The 3,209-nt window shown below is 57.0% G+C and carries 1 rRNA gene; it reads left to right on the forward strand.

The window, feature by feature from the left end:
- The first annotated feature begins 66 nt into the window (after positions 1 to 66).
- Positions 67 to 3,188: ribosomal RNA gene (locus tag TNCT1_RS35375) — 23S ribosomal RNA — on the forward strand.
- Positions 3,189 to 3,209: the final 21 nt, after the last annotated feature.

The following is a 3,209-nucleotide window of genomic DNA, read 5'->3' on the forward strand; positions in this document are numbered from 1 at the left end:
GAATGGTTCGGGGTGATGGGTGGCTGGTCGTTGTTTGAGAACTGCACAGTGGACGCGAGCATCTGTGGCCAAGTTTTTAAGGGCGCACGGTGGATGCCTTGGCACCAGGAACCGATGAAGGACGTGGGAGGCCACGATAGTCCCCGGGGAGTCGTCAACCAGGCTTTGATCCGGGGGTTTCCGAATGGGGAAACCCGGCAGTCGTCATGGGCTGTCACCCGCTGCTGAACACATAGGCAGTGTGGAGGGAACGAGGGGAAGTGAAACATCTCAGTACCCTCAGGAAGAGAAAACAACCGTGATTCCGGGAGTAGTGGCGAGCGAAACCGGATGAGGCCAAACCGTATGCGTGTGAGACCCGGCAGGGGTTGCGCATGCGGGGTTGTGGGATCTCTCTTCTGTCGTCTGCCGGCGACAGGACGAGTCAGAAACCGTTGATGTAGGCGAAGGACATGCGAAAGGTCCGGCGTAGAGGGTAAGACCCCCGTAGTCGAAACGTCAGCGGCTCGTTTGAGAGACACCCAAGTAGCACGGGGCCCGAGAAATCCCGTGTGAATCTGGCGGGACCACCCGCTAAGCCTAAATATTCCCTGGTGACCGATAGCGGATAGTACCGTGAGGGAATGGTGAAAAGTACCGCGGGAGCGGAGTGAAATAGTACCTGAAACCGTGTGCCTACAAGCCGTGGGAGCGTCGGAACAAGGCTTGCCTTGTTCTCGTGACTGCGTGCCTTTTGAAGAATGAGCCTGCGAGTTTGCGGTGTGTTGCGAGGTTAACCCGAGTGGGGAAGCCGTAGCGAAAGCGAGTCCGAATAGGGCGTTTCAGTAGCACGCTCAAGACCCGAAGCGGAGTGATCTAGCCATGGGCAGGTTGAAGCGGAGGTAAGACTTCGTGGAGGACCGAACCCACCAGGGTTGAAAACCTGGGGGATGACCTGTGGTTAGGGGTGAAAGGCCAATCAAACTCCGTGATAGCTGGTTCTCCCCGAAATGCATTTAGGTGCAGCGTCGTGTGTTTCTTGCCGGAGGTAGAGCACTGGATAGGCGATGGGCCCTACCGGGTTACTGACCTTAGCCAAACTCCGAATGCCGGTAAGTGAGAGCGCGGCAGTGAGACTGTGGGGGATAAGCTCCATGGTCGAGAGGGAAACAGCCCAGAGCATCGACTAAGGCCCCTAAGCGTACGCTAAGTGGGAAAGGATGTGGAGTCGCACAGACAACCAGGAGGTTGGCTTAGAAGCAGCCACCCTTGAAAGAGTGCGTAATAGCTCACTGGTCTAGTGATTCCGCGCCGACAATGTAGCGGGGCTCAAGCGTACCGCCGAAGTCGTGTCATTGCAGCATATACGGCCAACGCCGGCTGTGATGGGTAGGGGAGCGTCGTCTGCCGGGTGAAGCGGCACCGGAAGGTAGTCGTGGACGGTTGACGAGTGAGAATGCAGGCATGAGTAGCGATACAAACGTGAGAAACGTTTGCGCCGATTGACTAAGGGTTCCTGGGTCAAGCTGATCTGCCCAGGGTAAGTCGGGACCTAAGGCGAGGCCGACAGGCGTAGTCGATGGATAACCGGTTGATATTCCGGTACCCGCTGTGAAGCGTCAAACATCGAGCATCGTGATGCTAAGGCCGTGAAGCCGCCCTGATCTCTTCGGAGTTGAGGGGAGTGGTGGAGCCGCTGAACCAAGCGGTTAGTAGGTGAGTGATGGGGTGACGCAGGAAGGTAGTCCATCCCGGGCGGTGGTTGTCCCGGGGTAAGGGTGTAGCCCGTCATCTAGGCAAATCCGGATGACATGTGGGTGAGACCTGATGCCGAGCCGATTGTGGTGAAGTGGATGATCCTATGCTGTCGAGAAAAGCCTCTAGCGAGTTTCATGGCGGCCCGTACCCTAAACCGACTCAGGTGGTCAGGTAGAGAATACCGAGGCGTTCGGGTGAACTATGGTTAAGGAACTCGGCAAAATGCCCCCGTAACTTCGGGAGAAGGGGGGCCACACCTGGTGAGAGCACTTGCTGCTCCAGCTGGGGGTGGCCGCAGAGACCAGCGAGAAGCGACTGTTTACTAAAAACACAGGTCCGTGCGAAGCCGTAAGGCGATGTATACGGACTGACGCCTGCCCGGTGCTGGAACGTTAAGGGGACCGGTTAGCTCTGATTCGTCAGGGCGAAGCTGAGAACTTAAGCGCCAGTAAACGGCGGTGGTAACTATAACCATCCTAAGGTAGCGAAATTCCTTGTCGGGTAAGTTCCGACCTGCACGAATGGCGTAACGACTTCTCGACTGTCTCAACCATAGGCCCGGTGAAATTGCACTACGAGTAAAGATGCTCGTTTCGCGCAGCAGGACGGAAAGACCCCGGGACCTTTACTACAGTTTGATATTGGTGTTCGGTTCGGCTTGTGTAGGATAGCTGGGAGACTTTGAAGCTCACACGCCAGTGTGGGTGGAGTCGTCGTTGAAATACCAGTCTGGTCGTGCTGGATGTCTAACCTGGGTCCGTGATCCGGATCAGGGACAGTGTCTGATGGGTAGTTTAACTGGGGCGGTTGCCTCCTAAAGAGTAACGGAGGCGCCCAAAGGTTCCCTCAGCCTGGTTGGCAATCAGGTGTTGAGTGTAAGTGCACAAGGGAGCTTGACTGTGAGACCGACGGGTCGAGCAGGGACGAAAGTCGGGACTAGTGATCCGGCGGTGGCTTGTGGAAGCGCCGTCGCTCAACGGATAAAAGGTACCCCGGGGATAACAGGCTGATCTTCCCCAAGAGTCCATATCGACGGGATGGTTTGGCACCTCGATGTCGGCTCGTCGCATCCTGGGGCTGGAGTCGGTCCCAAGGGTTGGGCTGTTCGCCCATTAAAGCGGTACGCGAGCTGGGTTTAGAACGTCGTGAGACAGTTCGGTCCCTATCCGCTGTGCGCGTAGGAGTCTTGAGAAGGGCTGTCCCTAGTACGAGAGGACCGGGACGGACGAACCTCTGGTGTGCCAGTTGTTCTGCCAAGGGCATGGCTGGTTGGCTACGTTCGGGAGGGATAACCGCTGAAAGCATCTAAGCGGGAAGCCTGCTTCGAGATGAGGACTCCCACCCACTTGATGGGGTAAGGCTCCCAGTAGACGACTGGGTTGATAGGCCGGATCTGGAAGCCAGGTAACTGGTGGAGGTGACCGGTACTAATAGGCCGAGGGCTTGTCCTCAGTTGCTCGCGTCCACTGTGT

Origin of the sequence: Streptomyces sp. 1-11, assembly GCF_007176755.1 — a bacterium.
Taxonomy (GTDB): domain Bacteria; phylum Actinomycetota; class Actinomycetes; order Streptomycetales; family Streptomycetaceae; genus Streptomyces.